Annotated in this window: 17 protein-coding genes; 11 read left to right on the forward strand and 6 right to left on the reverse strand. The window is 60.6% G+C overall.

The window, feature by feature from the left end:
• Positions 1-97: 97 nt before the first annotated feature.
• Positions 98-979 (reverse strand): SMP-30/gluconolactonase/LRE family protein, encoded by an 882-nt coding sequence (locus tag C5L13_RS02290; RefSeq protein WP_105381622.1) that lies wholly within the window; start codon positions 977-979, stop codon positions 98-100.
• A gap of 379 nt (positions 980-1,358) precedes the next feature.
• On the opposite strand from C5L13_RS02290, the gene C5L13_RS02300 reads away from it, so the two are divergent.
• The 10 genes from C5L13_RS02300 (at position 1,359) to C5L13_RS02345 (ending at position 11,066) form a co-directional block, all read left to right on the forward strand.
• On the forward strand, positions 1,359-2,087 hold the full coding sequence (locus C5L13_RS02300; protein WP_105381624.1) for a LuxR family transcriptional regulator: 729 nt from the start codon (positions 1,359-1,361) through the stop codon (positions 2,085-2,087).
• A 377-nt stretch (positions 2,088-2,464) separates the two neighbouring features.
• The gene (locus C5L13_RS02305; RefSeq protein WP_105381625.1) at positions 2,465-3,625 is read left to right on the forward strand and encodes an Mrp/NBP35 family ATP-binding protein; all 1,161 of its coding nucleotides are present in this window, start codon (positions 2,465-2,467) and stop codon (positions 3,623-3,625) included.
• 293 nt (positions 3,626-3,918) lie between these two features.
• Complete coding sequence (locus C5L13_RS02310) at positions 3,919-4,890, forward strand: magnesium transporter CorA family protein (RefSeq protein ID WP_407070391.1); 972 nt, start codon at positions 3,919-3,921, stop codon at positions 4,888-4,890.
• 15 nt (positions 4,891-4,905) lie between these two features.
• Positions 4,906-6,807, forward strand: a complete 1,902-nt coding sequence (locus C5L13_RS02315; RefSeq protein WP_105381626.1) for a potassium transporter Kup — start codon at positions 4,906-4,908, stop codon at positions 6,805-6,807.
• Between the two features lie 137 nt (positions 6,808-6,944).
• Positions 6,945-8,117, forward strand: a complete 1,173-nt coding sequence (locus C5L13_RS02320) for a cell wall hydrolase (RefSeq protein ID WP_105381627.1) — start codon at positions 6,945-6,947, stop codon at positions 8,115-8,117.
• Positions 8,118-8,381: 264 nt separating this feature from the next.
• A complete protein-coding gene (locus C5L13_RS02325; protein ID WP_105381628.1) occupies positions 8,382-8,744 on the forward strand; it encodes an AtpZ/AtpI family protein in 363 nt (120 codons plus the stop codon).
• 53 nt (positions 8,745-8,797) lie between these two features.
• Entirely contained in the window at positions 8,798-9,550 is a 753-nt protein-coding gene (locus C5L13_RS02330) for a F0F1 ATP synthase subunit A (protein WP_105381629.1), read from the forward strand.
• Positions 9,551-9,616: 66 nt separating this feature from the next.
• Positions 9,617-9,844: a F0F1 ATP synthase subunit C gene (locus tag C5L13_RS02335; protein ID WP_037158317.1), complete on the forward strand. Its 228-nt coding sequence runs from the start codon at positions 9,617-9,619 to the stop codon at positions 9,842-9,844.
• An 84-nt stretch (positions 9,845-9,928) separates the two neighbouring features.
• Positions 9,929-10,576 carry a F0F1 ATP synthase subunit B gene (locus C5L13_RS02340; RefSeq protein WP_105381630.1) on the forward strand — a complete coding sequence of 216 codons (648 nt, stop codon included), beginning with the start codon at positions 9,929-9,931 and terminating at the stop codon, positions 10,574-10,576.
• Between the two features lie 4 nt (positions 10,577-10,580).
• On the forward strand, positions 10,581-11,066 hold the full coding sequence (locus C5L13_RS02345) for a F0F1 ATP synthase subunit B (protein ID WP_105381631.1): 486 nt from the start codon (positions 10,581-10,583) through the stop codon (positions 11,064-11,066).
• A gap of 114 nt (positions 11,067-11,180) precedes the next feature.
• Here C5L13_RS02345 and C5L13_RS02350 read toward each other — a convergent pair whose 3' ends face one another.
• The gene (locus C5L13_RS02350; protein WP_105381632.1) at positions 11,181-11,849 is read right to left on the reverse strand and encodes a ribonuclease HII; all 669 of its coding nucleotides are present in this window, start codon (positions 11,847-11,849) and stop codon (positions 11,181-11,183) included.
• Positions 11,850-12,058: 209 nt separating this feature from the next.
• Positions 12,059-13,216, reverse strand: coding sequence for a PA0069 family radical SAM protein (locus tag C5L13_RS02355; RefSeq protein WP_105381633.1), 1,158 nt, complete (start codon positions 13,214-13,216; stop codon positions 12,059-12,061).
• Positions 13,217-13,347: 131 nt separating this feature from the next.
• Here C5L13_RS02355 and C5L13_RS02360 point away from each other — a divergent pair, with 131 nt between their 5' ends.
• On the forward strand, positions 13,348-13,866 hold the full coding sequence (locus C5L13_RS02360; protein ID WP_105382044.1) for a glycosyltransferase family protein: 519 nt from the start codon (positions 13,348-13,350) through the stop codon (positions 13,864-13,866).
• A 12-nt stretch (positions 13,867-13,878) separates the two neighbouring features.
• Here C5L13_RS02360 and moaB read toward each other — a convergent pair whose 3' ends face one another.
• From moaB to C5L13_RS02375, 3 genes are read right to left on the reverse strand one after another with little or no spacing between them, the layout of a single operon-like run.
• Positions 13,879-14,427, reverse strand: coding sequence for a molybdenum cofactor biosynthesis protein B (moaB, locus tag C5L13_RS02365; RefSeq protein WP_105381634.1), 549 nt, complete (start codon positions 14,425-14,427; stop codon positions 13,879-13,881).
• Positions 14,424-15,338: a 4-(cytidine 5'-diphospho)-2-C-methyl-D-erythritol kinase gene (locus C5L13_RS02370; RefSeq protein WP_105382045.1), complete on the reverse strand. Its 915-nt coding sequence runs from the start codon at positions 15,336-15,338 to the stop codon at positions 14,424-14,426. The genes moaB and C5L13_RS02370 overlap by 4 nt, the downstream gene beginning before the upstream one ends.
• A 21-nt stretch (positions 15,339-15,359) precedes the next feature.
• The gene (locus tag C5L13_RS02375; protein ID WP_105382046.1) at positions 15,360-17,195 is read right to left on the reverse strand and encodes a tetratricopeptide repeat protein; all 1,836 of its coding nucleotides are present in this window, start codon (positions 17,193-17,195) and stop codon (positions 15,360-15,362) included.
• Positions 17,196-17,271 lie beyond the last annotated feature (76 nt).

Genomic DNA, 17,271 nt, shown 5'->3' on the forward strand with positions numbered 1-17,271 from the left:
AAGGGAATAGTTCCCGATTATCGTGCTGAAATATTAGGCCGATTTGCCGGGAACATTTTGTTCCCGGCGCAGTTCGAAAGAATCGCTTTCTGATCGGCTAAAGGCGATAGGCGGGCTCCGGTTCGCAGCGGATAGGCACCGCGATCTCGAACAGCGCCCCGGCCAGCGGATCAGCGGCACGAGCTGCCTCGTCAAGACCTTCCCATGCCGAGGTGACCGCGAGACGCCCGTCCCCGATATACACCGGGCACGTCGTCCGGCGAGCCGGCAGGAGGTGCCGGGAGAGATGCGTTCCATCGGCGTCGTAGTGGTCGACTGCCCCTTCGCCCCACCGGGCGTTCCAGATCGTGCCGTCGCTGGCGCAGATGGAGCCGTCAATCCCGCCCGGTTGGCCGTTCTGATCCACCAGTACGGACGGCTCGCCGTTCGGCCGGCCGGTGTTGGGATCGAGCGGAACCCGCATCAGCCTGTTCACGCGTGTATCCACGTAGTAGCCAGTCGCTCCGTCCGGCGAAAAGCAGATCGAATTCGGGATGCTGATATTGTCGAAGATCTTGGTGACCACGCCTTGGGCCACATGATAAATCGCACCGACGCCGTCTTCGGACTTTTTCCCCATCGTACCGATCCAGAGGCTCCCCGAGGGGTGCACCCGGCCGTCATTTGAACGGTTTCCAGGCTTTTCCGGCTCCAGTTCCCGATAAAGCGAGAGCTCGCCGGTGGCGCGGTCCCGAATGAAGAGTCCCTTGTCGCTCGCCAGCACTTGCCGGTCCGCATCGATGGACGCGAGAACGCTTCCCATGAACGGCAACTGGTGCACGGTCTCGCTTGCGGTGGGCAGGTGCAACTGATGAAGCGCCTTGCCGAGAATGTCGAACCACCAGAGTGTCTCAGTCGCTGCTTCGAAGGCGGGCCCTTCTCCAAGTGCGCAGAGGGAGGAGGAGAGTATCTGTCCTTCAAAATTGTAGGCGGCGGTCATGCAAAATCTCCAATTGCAGTCAGAGGTAGTTACTCTGTATCATTCCGGCATGAGTCCGCAAACTCTCGGCATAGCTAATTTGATCCCCAATAATTATCTCCTGACAAAGGGCCGGAACCATGCGAGAAGACATCAAAACCGAGCAGATGTCATCATTTTCGGAAGTGTTTATTAGTAAAAGCTTGAAAACATCTGCGGATCGAAGGTAAAGCCCTGTCATGAGTGGATGGCTCATGGGATGTCGCGGCGACGATCACGCAGTTTCCACGCGGAGTTCGGCCGGTTGCGCAGATATTCTCAATACGAACGGCCCGTCGGTGTGAATCCAGCTGGGATGCCAGCATTTGCTCAGATGAGCGGCCGAGCAAAGAAGTAAGTGATGTCCAAAACCGAGAAAGTTGGCGAGGCCTGGGCTTTCGACGGAAACGTCGAGGAGATCGCAGCCCTCAAGACCCAGTTCGATGTATTCCGCTTCATGAAGCGGGTGACGGAATATTATGGCTGCCGCACGTTCATGGTCGTCAATCTTCCTCATGCGACGTCGCTCGAACTGTCCGGCAATACCATCATCACGAACTGGCCGACTGAGTTGATATCGCATTTCGACAGGGAAGGTCTGTTGCGGTCGAGCCCCGTTCTCCGCAGGCTCCGTAAGTCTACCTTGCCTTTCACCTTCGATCTGGAGAGCGCCAGTTCCGACAGGGGACCGCTGGTTCGGAGTATTTTCGGGCGGTTCGGCCTTGTCCGCGGCGCCTATTTCCCCGTTCACGACTCTTCCAGCGTTCGGGCGGCGGTGTCCTTCGCCGGAGATGGTCCCCTCTTCAATCGGCAGCAGATGATGGAGTTGATGTATATCTCCATCCATGTGTTCGAGCGGCTGGCGGAAATCCGCAATCTTGATGTGCGCGGCACGGATGTCCTGACCGAACGGGAGATCGATTGCCTAAACTGGACGGCTGCCGGCAAGACCAGTGCAGAGATCGCAGAAATTCTGGGACTGTCCGAGCATACGGTGAACCACTATCTCAACCGCGCTGCGAAGAAGCTGGATACGGTCAACCGCACGCAGGCGGTTGCCAAGGCGTTGCGGATCGGTTTGATCAAATAATAATGTGCTGCACTGCACAACATTTCATCGTCGCCCAAGTCGTTGGCGCCGTTAAAGGCAGGCCGATCCTGGCCTTTGCTGCGCCGCAGCGGCGAAAAAACGCAATAGTTGTTGAAAATACTCAATAAAAAGAAGCATCTTCCCGAGTGGCACGTTTCGTGCTTCTTTGTTGGCAGGTCCAGAGGGGACTGTCAAAGCGCCCCAAGAGGCGTGACAAGAAAAGCCACCGTTCGGCCTGTGCGCCATATGGCCGCCGGTCGAACGGTGGTCGCTTCTTTCCTTGCTCCCACCAATATTGAACTCCTATATATCGCCGAATGCGGCTGGCCTGATTGCCAGGTGAATGCTGATCTGACGAAGCAGGAGTCTTGAGCGTTATGTCCGAGGTGACCAAGGAAGAGGTGCTGGCGGTGCTGGCGAAAGTTCGCGGGCCGGATCTGGAAGGCGATATCGTCTCGCGCGGCATGGTCTCGGACGTCTTTATTTCCGACAACAAGGTTTATTTCTCGATTACGGTGCCGGCGGAGAGGGCGCAGGAACTGGAACCGCTGCGTATCGCGGCGGAACGCAGCGTCAAAGCCATGCCCGGGATCAAGGGCGCGCTGGTGACGCTGACGGCAGACCGGAAGGCGGGCTCGCCCGCGCCGCGTCCCCAGCAGGCGCCGCCTCGGCCTGCCGCTGCCGGGCCGGCGCATGACCACGGTCATGGCCACGCCCATCCTCCGCAGCGCGAGAAGGCAGGCGTCCCCGGCGTCGGCGCGATTATCGCGGTCGCGTCCGGCAAGGGTGGCGTCGGCAAATCCACAACGGCCGTCAACCTTGCGCTCGGACTTCAGGCAAACGGCCTGAGGGTCGGCATCCTGGATGCGGACATCTATGGCCCGTCCGTGCCGAGGCTTCTGAAAATATCCGGTCGCCCGCAACAGATCGAGAATCGCATCATCAAGCCGATGGAAAACTATGGGCTGAAGGCCATGTCGATGGGTTTTCTCGTGGACGAGGAGACGGCGATGATCTGGCGCGGACCGATGGTCCAGTCGGCGTTGATGCAGATGCTGCGGGAAGTCGCCTGGGGCGACCTGGACGTCCTGGTCGTGGATATGCCGCCCGGCACCGGCGATGCCCAGCTCACTATGGCCCAGCAGGTGCCGCTGGCGGGCGCCGTCGTGGTTTCGACGCCGCAGGATCTCGCCCTTATCGATGCCCGCAAGGCTATTACCATGTTCCGCAAGGTCGAGGTGCCGCTGCTCGGCATCGTCGAGAACATGAGCTATTTCCTGGCACCCGATACCGGCAAGCGTTACGACATCTTCGGCCATGGCGGCGCGCGCGCGGAAGCCGAGCGCATCGGCGTGCCTTTCCTCGGTGAAGTGCCGCTGACGATCGATATCCGCGAGCGCTCGGACGCAGGCACGCCTGTGGTAGTCTCCGACCCGGAGGGAGCGTCGGCCGGGATCTATCGGGATATCGCTGCCAAGATGTGGGCGGAGCTGGGCGGCCGCACGCCGAGGCAGGCGCCTGCCATCGTTTTTGAATAAATCGGCGCGAAGGGGTTTGCGGAAGCGCTTCGACTTTGGTCGGGCGCCTGCGGGCGTTGCGCTTCCGTCAAGGCTTTGATACCGGTCATGAAACGGGCTCACGATACGGCCTCCTCTTGAACATCCGGTCCGCCGGGGTCATGTTGCAGCGCGGTATCTGGATTTCGGTACCTCTTGATTTTGACTATGGGTGTCTTTATAGGCGCGTCCCGCCGGGGCCGTTGGCGGTCCCGGATCTGGGAACCGGCAAATCCGTTTCTCGCTAAGGCCGATGTTTCGGTCGGAGACCACGTTTGATCAATGCCTATAGCGCCAATGGGTCGATGAAGACGCTTGCGCCCGTCGAGGCGCAGCGCCAGCTCTCTGATGATGTCGTCTGGATCGATCTGGTCGAGCCGACGCCGGAGGAGGATGCCTATGTCGAGAGTCTGGTGGGCGTTCAAATCCCCACCCGCGACGATCTGAAGGACATCGAACCCTCGAGCAGGCTCTATATCGAGGGGAGCTCCGCCTTCATGACGGCTTCGCTGGTCTGGCACGCCGATCGGACGAATCCGGAGCTCACCGACGTAGCATTCATCCTGTCCGGCAATCGGCTGATCACCGTCCGCTACGCTGATCCAAAGAGCTTCCAGCTTTTTATCGCCGCGCTCGGTCGTACTCCGGACAAGGCGCGAGACGGTACGACCTTGCTGGCCAGGCTCCTCGAAACCATCGCCGATCGCACGGCGGAAATCCTCGAGAATGCCGTCGATCGGGTCGATACCTTGTCCACGGACATCTTCCGCGATCGCGGCAAGCGGCGTCCGCCGCAATTCCTCGAGAAAAAACTGGCAGACATTGCCGAATGTCATCGGCTGGTGGGAAAGGTACGAGATAGCCTGGGCTCCCTGTCGCGGCTGTTGACCTTCCTGATGAACGTGCCGCTCATGCACGAAGACAAGAGCGACGGCAGCCTCTGCGCCACCATCGCCCACGATATCGAAACTCTTTCTGAGCATGCGGCATTCGTCGCCAGCAATATCGCCTTCCTGCTTGACGCTTCGCTCGGCCTGATCAACGTCGAGCAGAACTCGATTATCAAGATCTTCTCGATCGCCTCGGTGGTCTTCCTGCCGCCGACGCTGGTCGCTTCCATCTACGGCATGAACTTTCATTTCATGCCGGAACTCGATTGGCACCTCGGATATCCGCTTGCGATCTTCACGATGGTTCTCTCAGCCATCGTCCCGTTTTTCATCTTTCGCTGGAAAGGCTGGCTGTAGCAGGCCAGACATCCCATGGGTCACCCTGCTGAACATCCCGCCGCCGAGACCGCCAAGGTCCAAGGCCTCGTTGCACTCGCGCTCGGTTCCGTCGGCGTCGTTTATGGCGATATCGGCACCAGTCCGCTCTATGCCTTTCGTGAAGCGCTGAAGCCGATTGCTCATGACGGCGTCACCGAAGTGGAGATCATCGGCCTGATCTCCCTGATGATCTGGACGCTGACGATCATCGTCACGCTCAAATACGTACTCTTCCTGCTGCGGGCCGACAACGACGGCGAAGGCGGCACGCTGTCTCTCTTGGCGCTCCTCACGAAATCGGCCAACGGCCACCGAGCATTCCTGATGCTGCTTGGGCTGATCGGCGCCGCACTCTTTCTCGGCGACGCGATCATCACGCCGGCGCTGTCGGTTCTGTCGGCGGTCGAAGGGCTGAAGCTCGTCACTCCGGCCCTGGATAGCGCCGTACTGCCGATCTCGGTCGGTATTCTCATCGGCCTCTTCGCCATCCAATCGAAGGGCACGGCTCTGGTTTCCCGCTTCTTCGGGCCGATCACCGCTGTCTGGTTCTTGGTCATGGGCGCGGGCGGTATCGCCCATATTTCCGACGACTACGGCATCCTGTCGGCGTTCAATCCGTGGTACGCAGTCCAGTTCATGCTGCATGAGGGTTTTGTCGGCATTGTCGTGCTTGGTGCCGTCTTCCTGACCGTTACCGGCGCGGAAGCGCTCTATGCCGATCTTGGTCACTTTGGCCGCAGGCCTATTCAGTGGGCCTGGTTTCTGCTCGTATTCCCGGCGCTCACGCTCAATTATCTGGGGCAGGGGGCGTTGGTGCTGAAGCGGCCCGAGGCCATGTCCGATCCATTCTATCTGATGTTCCCGGAATGGGCGCTGCTGCCGGTCGTTATTCTTGCGACCGCTGCGACGATCATTGCCAGCCAGGCGGTGATTACGGGCGCCTTTTCTCTCGTGCGCCAGGGGATCCATCTCGGCTATCTGCCGCGCATGCAGATACTTTTCACCTCAGAGACCAATACCGGCCAGATCTTCCTGCCATCGGTCAACACCCTGCTTCTGGTCGGCGTGATTGCGCTGGTTCTCGGGTTTGAAAGCTCCGAAGCCCTCGCGACGGCTTATGGCATATCGGTGACCGGGGCGATGGTCGTCACCACTATGATGGCCTACGAATTCGTTCGGTTGAGGTGGAGATGGCCGCAAAGCTTTGCAATCGGCGTGCTTGCACCATTGCTGGCGCTGGAACTGGTCTTCCTCGGAGCCAACCTGCTGAAGGTGCATGACGGCGGCTGGGTGCCGGTCATGATGGCGATCATCTTCACCATTGTCATGTGGACCTGGAAACGCGGCACCGCGATCCTGTTCGAGAAGACACGCCGAATCGACGTGCCGCTCGCGACTTTCATCCCGATGGTCGAAAAGAAGAGCGATCACGCGCCGGCCCTCGTACCGGGCGTGGCGATCTTCCTGACCAGCGATCCGGAAACCGCCCCGGCGGCTCTCCTGCACAACATCAAGCACAACCATGTCCTGCACGATAAGAACGTCATCCTGACGATCGTGACGGTCAACAAGCCGCGCGTTTCGCTCGAAGAACGCTACACCATCGAAAAGGTGTCCGAACGCTTCACGCTGATCGAACTGCGTTTCGGTTTCATGCAGTCGCACAACGTCTCGCAAGCGCTTGCCTATCTGCGCAAGACCGGATTCAAGTTCGACATCATGTCCACCTCCTTCTACCTTGGTCGCCGCAAACTCGTGCCGGATGCAGAATCGGGCATGCCTATGTGGCAGGACCGGCTGTTCATCGCCATGGCCAACACCGCGACCGACCCGTCGGACTATTTCCACCTGCCGGCCAACCGCGTGGTGGAACTCGGCTCGCACGTCATCATCTGACGTGCCGGCCGGCTGACATTTATGTGAATGTCCTAATTCGGTCCGGTTTGCAGGCGTTTCGGCTGTCGGCGTTAACCGCTCATCAAGGTTAATGATTGATCTTCACGGGGTCGTCGTTGCCTTGTGGAGTTACGGTTTTGCGTTCGAAGAGCGTTTTGCGTCGCAAGTCCGCATCCCGTCGGGATGCGTGGACTTCCCCGGCCGTCTTCGGCCTGGCCTGCTGGCTTATCTTTCCGTCCGCCCCCGCCCATGGCGATCTGGCCGATCTTCTGACGGGGCCGGATCGGACCGATCAGTGGCGGATGGTCCTGACGGATTCTCCTGCGGGTTCGATCCACCAGGCATCGCTGGCATTCCCTGGGTTGAAGGATGCCGTTTCCGGCAATGCAGGCATTACGCTTGCGGACGGCCGCAAGATCGCTCTGGTCGACGAAAAACAATCCGCAGATCCGCGACCCGACGAAGACCGCGTCAACCGGAGTGCGAAGAAGGGCCGCATCGTCGCAGTGGAACCCATGCAGCCGCCGAAGGCATTCTCCGCCGGTTCCGTCCTGCAGCGCTCGAGCGCGCTCACTCTGCCGATTGAACGTCGCGAGGAACTGGCCGCTTTCGCAAGGCCCGGAAAGGCTCAGAAGCCTGTCGAGCTTGCCTCGTTCTATTTCCGGAAGAAGGAAGAGCCGAAGCCGCAGGATGATCTGATGCCGATGATCGCCGGCCTTATCACCAATCAGCAGGCTGATGTGCTTGCCACCGCCTATGCGCCGCCGGAGCCTGATTTCGCCGAAGAATCACCCTTCGACGCAATCCTCACGGAAAAACCGAAAGGGGGACGTTTCATACCGCCGATCGGACCGGATGATCACGCATGGGCCGCAACGCCCTTGCCGCCCTCGGCCTTTTCCACCCGCGAACAGCAATGCCTCGCATCGGGCATCTATTTCGAAGCGCGCGGGGAAACTGCCCGCGGCCAGGCTGCGGTGGCTCAGGTCATCCTCAATCGCGTTCGCAATCCCGCCTATCCGGACACCATATGCGATGTGGTCTACCAGAACGAAGATTGGCGCAATCGCTGCCAGTTCTCCTTCGCCTGTGACAATATCAAGGACCGTATCCGCTCCGAATATCACTGGAAAATGGCGCGCGAGGTGGCGATGGCTGTTACCGCCGGCAAGATCTGGCTTGCGGAGGTTGGCTCGTCCACCCATTATCATGCAGTCTACGTGCGCCCTGCCTGGGCACGCACGATGAAGAAGGTAGGCCGCATTGGCCTGCATGTCTTCTACCGCACCTACGGCGGCGGCTGGAGTTGAGGGCTTCTGCTCGCAAATGCGAAGCGATTCCCGCGACAGTTTTGCCCGCTCCCGGTTGCATCGCGACTAACAATTTGAATTTCCAAGGTTAATTAACCTTGCATGAAGCACCGTGTACGCCTTGACTATGGGGGCGCTCAAAACTATGTTGCGCGCGACTTGAAAACGGGCCTGAAGGCGCGAAATCCCTCGCTGGCTGCACTTTTTGGCGGTCGGCCGGTTCTAAGAACCGGTTGCCCGGAAGCGGGAATAGGGATGACGTGAATGACGGATGATCGGGACCATAGTCTGGAAGAGCGCCGGAAGCGCCTGTCTGCAAAACTTGCGGGCAGGAAGGCTGAAGACGCGGCAGAGGCGAAGAGGGACGCGCAATCTGAAGAGAGCCGCAAGGGCATGGCCCTTGGTTTCAAACTCTCCTCCGAGTTCATCTCCGCCGTCGCTGTTGGTGCCATTCTGGGCTTTATGCTCGACCGTTTTGCCGGTACGTCGCCTTGGGGGATGATCGTCCTTCTTCTTCTGGGCTTTTGTGCCGGTGTTCTGAATGTGCTTCGCGCAGTAGGTATGGTGGCTCCGCCGCCGACCGTGCACAAGCGGGGCGACGAGAATGGAAAAGGAAGCGGTCTCTGACGCTTCCCGCAAGAAGATTTGGGCCGCTGGCCCGGCAATGAAAGAGGTAGACGGTGGCAAACGATCCGATCCATCAGTTCCAGATCAGCAAGATCGTTCCGATTGAGATCGGCGGCATCGATTTCTCCTTCACCAATGCCTCTCTCTTCATGGTTGCCACGGTAGCTTGCGCCGCCGGCTTCCTTTATTTCTCCACCTCGCAGCGCGGGCTGATCCCCGGCCGGGCGCAGTCGGTGGCGGAAATGTCCTATGAATTCATCGCCGGCATGCTGCGCGAGGGCGCCGGCAGCCATGGCATGAAGTTCTTTCCCCTGGTCTTCTCGCTGTTCATGTTCGTGCTGACCGCGAACCTGCTCGGCATGTTCCCGTATTTCTTCACCGTCACCAGCCAGATCATCGTCACCTTCGCGCTGGCGCTGCTCGTCATCGGCACGGTTCTCGTCTACGGCTTCTATAAGCACGGCCTGCACTTCCTGCAGCTCTTCGTGCCAAGCGGCATTCCAGGCCTGTTGATCCCGCTTGTTGTCGCGATCGAAGTCATCTCGTTCCTGTCCCGCCCGATCTCGCTTTCCGTTCGTTTGTTTGCGAACATGCTGGCCGGCCATATCACACTCAAAGTGTTCGCGGGCTTCGTCGCCTCGCTCGGAACCATGGGTGCGCTGGGTATCGGCGGAGCCGTCCTGCCTCTCATCATGACCGTCGCCCTGACCGGTCTCGAATTCCTCGTCGCCTTCCTCCAGGCTTACGTCTTTGCGGTGCTGACTTGCATGTACCTCAACGACGCGATCCATCCTGGCGGGCACTAAGGATAACGACATTGGCGTCCTAGGCGTCAGTCTACAGCCGCAACAACCATTTCGAAGGAGTTTCTCATGGAAGCGGAAGCAGCAAAGTTCATCGGTGCAGGTCTGGCTTGCTTTGGCATGGCCGGTACGGCTCTTGGCCTCGGCAACATCTTTGGCAACTACCTCTCGGGCGCTCTGCGCAACCCGTCCGCCGCTGACAGCCAGTTCGGCCGTCTGGTATTCGGCTTCGCCGTTACGGAAGCTCTGGGCATCTTCTCGCTGCTCATCGCTCTCCTGCTGCTCTACGCAGTCTAAGACCTGACCAGGCATCCGGATCGCGGCCGCTTGCAAGATAGCGCGCCGTGATCCTTCGCATTTGGAATACACCTGGAGGTGATGATGTTCGTGACCTCGGCATATGCGCAGACCGCGCCGGCCGCTCCTGAAACGCCTGCAGCACCGGGCGCCGCTCCCGCGGGCGATCCGCATGCCGCACCGGCTGGCGAAGTGCATACCGAAACCGGCGTCGCCCATGGCGGCGAGCACGGTGGCGGCACCTTCCCGCCATTCGATGCGACCTATTTCCCGTCGCAGATCCTCTGGCTCGTCATCACTTTCGGCCTCTTCTATCTATTGATGAAGAAGGTCATCGTTCCGCGCGTCGGCGGCATTCTCGAACACCGCCACGACCGGATCGCCCAGGATCTCGATGAAGCTTCGCGCCTCAAGTCCGAGGCCGACGCTGCTGTCGAGACCTATGAAAGGGAGCTGGCTGCCGCCCGTTCCAAGGCACATACCATTGCCGAAACCGCTCGCGAAGCGGCCAAGGGCAAGGCTGCCGCCGATCGCGCTGCGATCGAGACGGAACTGGCTCAGAAGCTCTCCGTGGCGGAAACCCGCATCGGCGAGATCAAGACCCAGGCTTTCGCTCAGGTCGGCCAGATTGCCGAAGAAACCGCCTCCGCCATCATCGACCAGCTGATCGGCGCCAAGGCATCCGGCGACGACATCAAGGCTGCGGTCGCAGCCGCGAAGACGGAGGCCTGATACAATGGCATTCGATGCAACATTTTTCGCCTTCGTCGGCCTCGTTCTCTTTCTTGCTCTGATTGCCTATCTCAAGGTTCCGGGCATGATGGCGAAGTCGCTCGACGAACGTGCCGACAATATCCGCAAGGAACTTGAGGAAGCCAAGCGGCTGCGTGAAGAGGCTCAAGCTCTGCTCGCCGAATACCAGCGCAAGCGCAAGGAAGCCGAAGCGGAAGCCGCCCACATTGTGGCTGCTGCCGAACGCGAAGCCGCCGCCTTGACCGAGGAAGCCCGTCAGAAGACGGAGGAGTTCGTGGCACGGCGGAATGCGCTTTCGGAGCAGAAGATCCGCCAGGCCGAGGCCGACGCGATTGGCGCCGTTCGCGCCGCGGCCGTCGATCTTGCGATCGCTGCCGCCGAGCGCGTCATTGCCAACAAGGCCGACACCTCCACCCAGGACACCCTTTTCAAGGACGCCGTCGGCCAGGTGCAGTCGCGATTGAACTGATTTCAGTCAGACGAGGATTTCGAGAAGGCCGGGCAAAACCCGGCCTTTTTGGCGTCCGAGATACAGCCGCAACAAAATGCCTGAGAAGAACGTACGGGAGGACAAAATTGGCCTCTATACCTCCGGCAACTCATCCTTGCGAAGCGGACGGAAACTCATGCGGTGCAATGAGCAGGGACCGTGTGCCTCTATGCCCGCACGATGCTGCGGGGTGGCGTAACCGGCATGGTTGGCGAAACCGTAGACGGGATAGACATGGTGGGCACGCGTCATCATCCGGTCGCGGGTCACCTTGGCGATGATGGATGCCGCGGCGATCGATACGGAACGGGCGTCGCCCTGGATGACCGCCTTGCCGGAACAGCAGAGGCCGCGCGGCACGTCGCGCCCATCGGCAAGGACATAGGCTGGCGTGACCGCGAGACCCGCGACGGCCCGGCGCATGGCGTCGAGGCTGGCCCGCAGGATGTTGCGCTCATCGATATGACGCGGCCCGGAGGCGGCGATCGACACCTCTGCGGTTGCCATGATCGCCTCGAACAGGGTTTCCCGCTGGAGAGCCGTCAGCTGCTTGGAATCGTTAAGGCCATCTGGAATATTGTCGGGGTCCAATATCACCGCCGCGGCAACGACCGGTCCCGCCAATGGCCCCCGTCCGGCCTCGTCTGTGCCGGCAACCGGCCAGTGGCCGGCTTTCCGCGCTAGAAGTTCCAGGCTGAAGTCCGGGATGAGCGGCACTTCTTCGAAGAGCATCGGAGAATCGGGTGACGTGCGAGGTAACATGGCGGCAACCTCGCACGTCGACCCGATCTCCTGCAACCCCCGGCGGGCGATGCGGCGTCGCTATCCACCGAGGGGCGGCGGTGGAACCGGGGAGGATCCGGCGCTCGACAGGACGGGCAAGCGCCGGAAACGGAATTAAAACACTCAAGGCCTCATGCCTGACTTTATAAGGCCCTTGTGGCGCGCCTCGAACACCCTCGCGAGCGAGTTCAAAGCAGAGAAAGCTGGATACCGCCGCCATCCGGCCGAATGAACAAATCGTCCCGGAGCGGCAGGCCGCGGCGGACCATTTCAAGCCGCTTCGTCGCCATTTCGAAACGCCGGCCGATCTGCCAGGCATAAGGCCCGGCTCCCTTCATCCGCTTTCCGAACTCCGCGTCGTAATCCTTGCCGCCGCGCATGGAGCGAACCAGCGACATCACATGCCGATAGCGGTTGGGATAGTTCTGCAGCAGCCAGTCGCGAAACAGCGGGCTCACTTCCAGAGGAAGGCGTAGGAGCACATAGCTCGCTTCGGTGGCGCCCGCCGCATGGCCGGCCTCGAGTATGCGCTCTATCTCGTGATCGTTGAGCGCCGGGATCACGGGCGCCACCATGACCGCGGTCGGAATTCCGGCATCGGTCAGCGCCTTGATGGCGGAGAGGCGCTTGGGAGGGGTCGAGGCGCGCGGCTCCATGGTGCGGGCAAGCTTGCGGTCCAGCGTGGTGACGGAGATGCCGACCTTGGCGAGCCCTTTCGAAGCCATTTCGGAAAGGATGTCGATATCGCGGGTGATGAGTGCGGACTTGGTGACGACCGCGACCGGATGATTGGCCTTGTTGAGGACCTCGAGGATCTGCCGCATGATGCGCCATTCCCGCTCAATCGGCTGGTAGGGATCGGTATTGGTGCCGATGGCGATTGCACGCACCTTGTAATCCGGCTTGCTGAGCTCGCGCTCGAGCAGCTTCGGAACGTCGGGCTTGGCGAACAGCTTAGATTCGAAATCGAGCCCCGGCGAGAGGCCCATGTAGCTGTGGGTCGGCCGTGCGAAGCAATAGATGCAGCCGTGCTCGCAGCCGCGATATGGATTGATCGAGCGATCGAAAGAGAGGTCGGGGGATTCATTCCGGGTAATTGCGGTGCGCGGCTTCTCCACCTGCACCTCGGTCTTGAACGGTTCCAGTTCCTCGATGGTCTGCCACCCGTCATCGAACACCTCACGGCGTTCCTCCTCGAAACGGCCGCTCGGATTGAGCCCGGCTCCGCGTCCGCGCCTGCGGTCGACTTCGATCCTGAGACCGGAGGACTTCACCAGTGCATCTGCAATATCGGCCGTATGAGCAGGCGCCAAAGCGCTCTGCCTCAAATGGGACAGCTCGTTCATGGGTTGCTCCTGACGGGTATTCCGCCCGTTCCTGATGATTAAATTCCTAGCTGCAAAATAAGAACATTGCAAGAACAAAATTCGGCAATGCGTTTCTGGCCTTCTGTGGTGCGATGCGGTAAATGTCGGGAATGCTGACTGTCATCATGGAATGCCGCGACCAGGAATCAGAGCTGGCGCAGACGCTCTCGCTGCTCGTTTCCGGGGCGGTGGAAGGGCTCGTGAGCGATGTGGTGGTTCTTGATCACGGCTCGCGGGATGGCACCTCCCACGTGGCCGATGCGGCCGGCTGCCGTTTCCACACCCATTGGGACATAAAGGATATTTTGCGCTCGGCGCGGGGCGAGTGGCTGCTGTTGCTGGAGCCCGGCGCCCGGCTGCAGGCAGGCTGGATCGACGAGGTCATGGAATATGTCGCGCTCGGCAGGCAGCCGGCCCGATTCGCACCCTCTCGCACCTATCGGCGGCCATTCTTCAGGCGCATCGGCCGGGCCGTTCCTCCATTGGAGTATGGCCTGCTGCTTTCCAAACGCCAGGCAATCGCGCTTGTAAAGTCGGGCATGGATCTGGAAACGCTGGCGAAAGGGCAGAAAGCCTTCAGGCTCGTCAGCGAGATTGTTCCCGCCTGGGTCGCCGCATCGACGCGATAGTGCGGTGCCTTGCTATTTTCCGCCGCGCTTCAGGTGCTCGTCGAGCCGTGGCATGATCTCGATGAAATTGCACGGCATATGCCGATAGTCGAGCTGCGCCTTCAATATGCCGTCCCAGGCGTCCTTGCATGCGCCGGGCGAGCCTGGCAGCACGAAGATGAACGTCGCATTCGCCACTCCGCCGGTCGCGCGCGACTGGATCGTGGAGGTTCCGATCTTGTCGTAGGAAATGCGGTGGAAGACTTCGGAAAAGCCGTCCATACGTTTTTCAAAGAGCGGTTCAAGCGCTTCCGGGGTGACGTCACGACCGGTGAAGCCCGTACCGCCGGTGGTAATCACCACGTCGATCTCAGGATCGAGCGTCCATTCCCGCACCTGGGCCGCGATCTTGTCCTTGTCGTCGGTCACAATGGCGCGGGCCTTCAGCTGATGGCCTGCTTCCGCAATTCGGGCGGCAAGCGTGTCGCCGGATTTGTCGTCTTCCAGTCTGCGGGTGTCGGAGACGGTCAGCACGGCAATGCCGACCGGGATGAAGGAGCGGGTTTCGTCGATCCGGTTCATGATGTCTTTCCAGGGCTTTGGCCAACGGTCTGCACCGCCTGAAAATACCAGTCCGGCCTCTGGGCTGTCAGGTTTTCCGCGGCTCTTTCTGCCATCTCGGCGGAAGGAAATATGCCGAAGCAGGTGGCGCCCGAACCGGACATCCGCGTCAGCACGGCGCCTTCCGCGCCGATCATGTTGGAGATCTGGTCGATTTCGCGCACCAGCGAGCGCGCCGGGGGCTCGAGATCATTGCGCAGCCTTTTGAGAAACGGAATCCAATCCGCATCCAGAGGACCGATCGGCGGATTGTATTTGAGGGCGAGCCGCTCAAAGATGTCTGGTGTGGACACGCCCACCAGCGGATTGCCGAGCACAAGCGCCAGCGAGGGCAGGGTGGGCAAGGCCGCAATGTCTTCGCCTATGCCTTTGGCGACCAGGGCCTGGCCCTTGAGGCACATGGGTACGTCGGCGCCAAGCGCCAGGGCAAGAGCTTGGACTTCCGCCTCCGGCGGCCGGCTGTTCCAGAAGCGCAGGAGACCCCGCAAGGTAGCGGCGGCATCCGCGGACCCGCCTCCGATTCCGGCTGCTACAGGCAGGTTCTTTTCAAGATGGATTGCGACCGCTGGAGCGGCAAAGCCGGCGGTTTCCAGCTTCTCCCGCAGCAGATCGCGAGCCTTTAGCACCAGATTGCCAGGCTGGCCTTCGGCTTCAGCCGGCAGAAGATGCGCAAATCGTCCGGAAACGGTAAATTCATCGGTCTCGGCCGCGGCGAAGTTCAGGCGGTCGCCGGCATCGGCAAAGGTGACGACACTTTCGAGCAAGTGATAGCCGTCGGACCGCTGCCCCGTCACATGCAAAGCGAGATTGATCTTGGCCGGGGCCAGTTCGAAAAGGCCCGCCTCCTCGGCGAGCCCGGTTTCAAAAGGCATGCCATCGGCAAACATGATGCGTCAGGACTTTTTGTCGGGGTTGGCGGGTGCCGGTGGGGCCGGGGCAACGGGTGCGATCTGGCTGCGGTCGGCAGTCGTGGCATTCGGATCGATAGGCGCCAAACCATTCTCGACCTTGGCCTTGATCTGCTCGCGGTTGATATCCTCGCCCTCCGAGATCAGCGCCCGGTTCCATTGGTAGACGGCTTCCAGCTTGCGCCCGACGCGCCAGTAGGCATCGCCCAGATGGTCGTTGATCGTCGCGTCACCCGCACGAAGCTGCACTGCGCGCTCGAGTTCGGTGACCGATTCCTCGAACTTGCCCATGCGATAATAGGCCCATCCGAGCGAATCGACGATATAGCCGTCGTCGGGCCGCGCCTCTACCGCCCGGCGGATCATGTCGAGGCCTTCCTCGAGGTTCTTGCTCATGTCGACCAGGGAATAACCGAGATAGTTCAGCACCTGCGGCTGCTCGGGATTGAGTTCCAAGGCCTTGCGGAAATTCGGCTCGGCCTTGTCCCACTGCTTGAGCCGCTCGTAGGCGATGCCCCGCTGGAAGAAGATGGTCCAGTCGCCGGCCTTCGGCACGGGGCCGATAACGCCGATCGCCTTGTCGTAGGTTTCCGCCATGGCTTTGTAATCCTTGGCTTCGGAAAGCACGCTGCCATAGGCGATATAGCTGCGGATGTCGGTAGGGTCGGAATCGATCAGCGATTTCAGATGCTGCTTGGCCTCGTCGACCTTTCCGGTCTCCGACAGCGTCACACCCAGCTGCAGCTCAGAAATCCGCCGCATCGGCGAATCGGTCGGGACGCTTGCGTAGAACTGAATGGCGCGATCGGGCTGCTTGAGCTTTTCGGCAATGCCGCCGAGCAGGATCAGCGTATCGGCGCTCTTCGGGTCAAGGGCGTTGGAGATCTGCAGGTAGAGCGAAACCATGTCCTCGGCGCCCTGGCGGTTCAATGCGCCGCCGATGGAGAACAGAACGCCTGCAGCACCTTCCGCTGCATTGGTCACCTGCTGCACCGGCTTCTCGCCCTTTTCAATGCTCTGCCGCAGTGCTTTCAGCGGTGCATAGTTGGAGACCATGCCGTCGCCGACGGCAATTGCGTCGAGTGCCTTCTGTCTGTTGCCGGCGCTGGCTTCCAGCCGCGCGAGCGCCATCACGGCACGCATGAAGGTATCGGGCGCGGTTGCCACGGCTTCCTTGTTGGTGACGGCCGTATTGAGATGCTGCCGGGCGGTTCCGATGTCGCCGGCCACCAGTGCCATGGCGCCGAGATGGTAGTCGGTGAATACCTTGAACCAGGGCGGGCCCTTCAGGCTGCTGACGCTCGATATGGCCTGCTTGCCCTTGCCGGCGCCGACCTGCGCCCAGGCGAGGAGAAGCTGATGGGTCAACCGGTCGAGATCGTTCGGGCCATCATAAGCGAGGACTTTTTTGGCCGTGTCGAACTTCTTGTCGCGCAACGCATCGAGGCCCCGCACGATCTTGGTGATCCGCTCGACGGCCGAATCACTCTTCAGAGCGTCCGCCTCCTGGAGTCCTTCGTCGAAGTCGCCGTTGAGCAGCAGCGAGATCATCAGTCGTTCACGGATTTCCAGATTGGCCGGATCGAAGGTGAGCGCCTTGCGGTAAAGCGTAATGGCGGTCGGATAGTCATGATCCACATCCGCGGTGCGGGCGGCAAGAAAGGCTCCGGAAAAGGATTGGACGTCGCCGGGGCTGAAGGTCACGACCTCTGTTGCGGCTGGTTTTGGCTCTTCCGTTGCTGCATTTGCGGCCCCGCTGAACAGGAGGATGGTCGCAATTGCCGCACTGGAAAGCAGAAGAAGGCTGGATGTCCGCCGCATGAAGATGCCTTTCGTGTAGAGCATGGCGCAGCAATAAATGCCGCTGCCGTTCGCGCCCATTTGATTCACGACAGAA

Source organism: Neorhizobium alkalisoli, from assembly GCF_002968635.1.
Taxonomy (GTDB): domain Bacteria; phylum Pseudomonadota; class Alphaproteobacteria; order Rhizobiales; family Rhizobiaceae; genus Neorhizobium; species Neorhizobium alkalisoli.

Bases quoted from the DNA above. Each gene is read 5' to 3' on its own strand.
- C5L13_RS02345 (WP_105381631.1), top strand. From the start codon at position 10,581: ATGGCATTCGATGCAACATTTTTCGCCTTCGTCGGCCTCGTTCTCTTT.
- C5L13_RS02290 (WP_105381622.1), bottom strand. From the start codon at position 979: ATGACCGCCGCCTACAATTTTGAAGGACAGATACTCTCCTCCTCCCTC.
- C5L13_RS02350 (WP_105381632.1), bottom strand. From the start codon at position 11,849: ATGTTACCTCGCACGTCACCCGATTCTCCGATGCTCTTCGAAGAAGTG.
- C5L13_RS02305 (WP_105381625.1), top strand. From the start codon at position 2,465: ATGTCCGAGGTGACCAAGGAAGAGGTGCTGGCGGTGCTGGCGAAAGTT.
- moaB (WP_105381634.1), bottom strand. From the start codon at position 14,427: ATGAACCGGATCGACGAAACCCGCTCCTTCATCCCGGTCGGCATTGCC.
- C5L13_RS02340 (WP_105381630.1), top strand. From the start codon at position 9,929: ATGTTCGTGACCTCGGCATATGCGCAGACCGCGCCGGCCGCTCCTGAA.
- C5L13_RS02375 (WP_105382046.1), bottom strand. From the start codon at position 17,195: ATGCGGCGGACATCCAGCCTTCTTCTGCTTTCCAGTGCGGCAATTGCG.
- C5L13_RS02300 (WP_105381624.1), top strand. From the start codon at position 1,359: ATGTCCAAAACCGAGAAAGTTGGCGAGGCCTGGGCTTTCGACGGAAAC.
- C5L13_RS02315 (WP_105381626.1), top strand. From the start codon at position 4,906: ATGGGTCACCCTGCTGAACATCCCGCCGCCGAGACCGCCAAGGTCCAA.
- C5L13_RS02370 (WP_105382045.1), bottom strand. From the start codon at position 15,338: ATGCCTTTTGAAACCGGGCTCGCCGAGGAGGCGGGCCTTTTCGAACTG.
- C5L13_RS02360 (WP_105382044.1), top strand. From the start codon at position 13,348: ATGCTGACTGTCATCATGGAATGCCGCGACCAGGAATCAGAGCTGGCG.
- C5L13_RS02325 (WP_105381628.1), top strand. From the start codon at position 8,382: ATGACGGATGATCGGGACCATAGTCTGGAAGAGCGCCGGAAGCGCCTG.
- C5L13_RS02335 (WP_037158317.1), top strand. From the start codon at position 9,617: ATGGAAGCGGAAGCAGCAAAGTTCATCGGTGCAGGTCTGGCTTGCTTT.
- C5L13_RS02355 (WP_105381633.1), bottom strand. From the start codon at position 13,216: ATGAACGAGCTGTCCCATTTGAGGCAGAGCGCTTTGGCGCCTGCTCAT.